The organism is Deltaproteobacteria bacterium (assembly GCA_009929795.1).
Classification (GTDB): Bacteria; Desulfobacterota; Desulfovibrionia; order Desulfovibrionales; family Desulfomicrobiaceae; genus RZZR01.
In genome coordinates this window covers 1-2,333 of the sequence record RZZR01000271.1, presented here as the reverse complement: position 1 = coordinate 2,333, position 2,333 = coordinate 1, and the positions used below count along the sequence as shown (strand labels likewise).

The following is a 2,333-nucleotide window of genomic DNA, read 5'->3' as shown; positions in this document are numbered from 1 at the left end:
AAGATACATAGCCCTCGCTTTCTTTTTCTCCTCGCTGCAGTCCTCGGCTTGGCCTCCTGCGCCCCTACGGTGATCACCGACAGCGCCATCTCGCCCCGCGAGGCCATTTTCGCCCACCAGCCTCCGGACGTCCTCCCTGAAGTCCAGTCTCATCTCGTGGTCGTGGATGTCCGGCATTACGGGTTCGACGGCCGCGTCCACCAGGGCCAGATCGTGGTCCACGAGGCCCTGGCCGATGACATCCGGCATATCTTCACCGTCATCCTCGAAACCAGGTTCCCCCTGGAATCGGTCCTGCCCATCGCCCACCCCGTCATCCAGACCAAAGGCCCTTTTGGCCTGTCCCCGGACACGAACAACAGCTCCGGCTACGTCTGGCGGCCCCGGGTCGGCGGCGACAAGCTTTCCATGCACGCCCTGGGCCTGGCCGTGGACCTCAACCCCCGTCTGAACCCGTACTTCAAGGGCGATCTGGTCCTCCCGCCCGGAGCCGTCTACGACCCGTCCGCGCCTGGGACCCTGACCCCGGACTGCCCGGTGGTCCTGGCCTTCAAGGACCTGGGCTGGGAATGGGGCGGAGACTGGACCGAGGTTCGGGTGGACTACATGCATTTCCAGAAGATCCCTCCCGGATGGGAGGACTGGGTCGGACGCTACCGCAGGCAGTGAACCGTCGAATCAAGCCTTCCCGGGCTTCCTTTCAGGGCTTGCCCCCAACCCGCTTCCCGGCTATCAAAACGAGTCCGACCGGAGTTCCTGCCGGGCTCGTTTTTGTTTCAAATCACCAACCAATTCATCTTTCAGGAGGCAGCATGAAACGTTTTCTCGCTCTGGCCCTGACCGCCCTGGTCCTGGGCCTGACCTCGACGGCCATGGCCGGCAAGCTCGTGGTGGCCACGGACACCAACTTCCCGCCCTTCGAGTTCAAGGACCCCCAGACCGGCAAGCACACCGGCTTCGACGTGGAGCTCTGGGACGCCCTGGCCAAGTCCATCGGCGCCGAGTACGACCTCCAGCCCATGGATTTCAACGGCATCATCCCCGGCCTCCAGTCCGGCCAGATCGACGTGGGCATCGCCGGCATGACCATCAAGCCCGAGCGGGCCGAGGTCGTGGACTTCTCCGATCCCTATTACAACGCCGGGCTCCTCATCCTGGTCAAGATCGGCAACGACGACATCAAGGGCGTCGAGGACCTCAAGGGCAAGATCGTCTCCACCAAGCTGGGCACCACCAGCGAGGACTTCGCCAAGAAGGAGGCCCAGGCCAAGGAAGTCAAGCTCTTCCCCAACAACGACGCCATGTTCATGGAGCTCTTGTCCGGCGGCGCCGACGCGGTCATCTTCGACTCCCCGGTCATCTCCGACTTCGTCCGGACCGTGGGCAAGGACCAGGTCAAGATCGTCGGTCCCATGTACATGGGCCAGTCCTACGGCATCGGCTTCCCCAAGGGGAGCGACCTGGTGGCCAAGGTCAACGCCGCCCTGCAGAAGATGAAGGACGACGGCTCCTACCGCGACCTCTACCTGAAGTGGTTCGGCACCGAGCCCAAATAACCCGAGCCGAAACAAACGGAGCCGGGACCCCTTCCCGGCTCCGACATCGGACCATTGCCCATGGCCTTTAATTTCGAACTTCAGGTCGTCTTCGACACCTTTCCCATGCTCATGCGGGGCCTCAAATACACGGTGCTCATCACCGTGGGCGGCCTGTCCCTGGGGTTCGCCTTCGGAGCCCTGGCCGGGCTCATGAAACTCTCCCGGTCCTTTGTCCTCCGCAAGGCCGCCGGGGTCTACGTCGAATGCATCCGGGGCACGCCCATGCTCGTCCAGGCCATGTTCCTCTACTACGGGGTTCCCATGGCCATGGGCATCCGCATCCCGCCGCTGGTGGCCGGAGTCGTCATCATCGCCGTCAACTCCGGGGCCTATATCGCCGAGATCGTCCGGGGGGCCGTGCAGTCCATCAACAAAGGCCAGAGCGAGGCCGGCCGGTCCATCGGCCTGACCAGGATGCAGACCATGCGCTACGTGGTCTGGCCCCAAGCATTCCGGCGGATGATCCCGCCCCTCGGCAACCAGTTCATCATCAGCCTGAAGGACACATCGCTCCTCATGGTCATCGGCGTGGGTGAACTTTTGCGCACCGGCCAGGAGATCGTGGCCGTGACCTTCCGGGCCTTCGAGGTCTACATGGCCGTTGGCGTCGTCTATCTGGCCATGACCCTCAGCATCTCCCACCTTCTGCGCCTGCTGGAGGCCAGACTGGCCAAACGGGTAGCCCGCTGAACATGCCCATGCCCGCGACGCCGGACCACGAGGAACCATGATCCG

3 protein-coding genes are annotated in these 2,333 nt (G+C 63.6%); all 3 read left to right on the top strand.

The features are described 5' to 3' along the window. Positions 1–3 precede the first annotated feature (3 nt). The 3 genes from EOM25_14095 (at position 4) to EOM25_14085 (ending at position 2,288) form a co-directional block, all read left to right on the top strand. Positions 4–669, top strand: coding sequence for a M15 family peptidase (locus EOM25_14095; GenBank protein ID NCC26306.1), 666 nt, complete (start codon positions 4–6; stop codon positions 667–669). Positions 670–812: 143 nt separating this feature from the next. Then, positions 813–1,556, top strand: a complete 744-nt coding sequence (glnH, locus tag EOM25_14090; protein ID NCC26305.1) for a glutamine ABC transporter substrate-binding protein GlnH — start codon at positions 813–815, stop codon at positions 1,554–1,556. Between the two features lie 60 nt (positions 1,557–1,616). Continuing rightward, positions 1,617–2,288, top strand: a complete 672-nt coding sequence (locus tag EOM25_14085) for an amino acid ABC transporter permease (GenBank protein ID NCC26304.1) — start codon at positions 1,617–1,619, stop codon at positions 2,286–2,288. Positions 2,289–2,333 lie beyond the last annotated feature (45 nt).

Bases quoted from the DNA above. Each gene is read 5' to 3' on its own strand.
- glnH (NCC26305.1), top strand. From the start codon at position 813: ATGAAACGTTTTCTCGCTCTGGCCCTGACCGCCCTGGTCCTGGGCCTG.
- EOM25_14085 (NCC26304.1), top strand. From the start codon at position 1,617: ATGGCCTTTAATTTCGAACTTCAGGTCGTCTTCGACACCTTTCCCATG.